Consider the following 297-nt stretch of genomic DNA (forward strand, 5'->3'; position numbering starts at 1 on the left):
CCGTTTTACGCAATGATGCGCGATTTGCCCATCGAGCAGGACGATAGCGGCACTTTCTGCCTCTCCGCGTTCTGCGATACATGGCGCGTTGCTGCATCTTCTTGGATATATCGGTACGTAATTTAACTTCGCTTTGATATAGCACCTTTCCGTTAGCTGTAGCGGCACAACCAATATTCTTGCTGCCAGTGTCCATACCACCAATGATCGGCTGTATAAATTCGGTTGTATCTTCCACCATTTTAATAGTGAAAGGGATTCTGTTTTTAACTTTTGCTTTACCTTGTTTAAGTAGTC

General features: G+C 44.4%; 1 protein-coding gene. It reads right to left on the reverse strand.

Going from position 1 to position 297, the window contains the following annotated elements; translation table 11 throughout:
• Positions 1-297 (reverse strand): RRXRR domain-containing protein (locus CXF72_RS00550; protein WP_198552454.1); only part of this gene is annotated, 297 nt, incomplete at both ends.

The sequence above is a fragment of the Psychromonas sp. MB-3u-54 genome, from assembly GCF_002836415.1.
Lineage (GTDB): Bacteria > Pseudomonadota > Gammaproteobacteria > Enterobacterales > Psychromonadaceae > Psychromonas.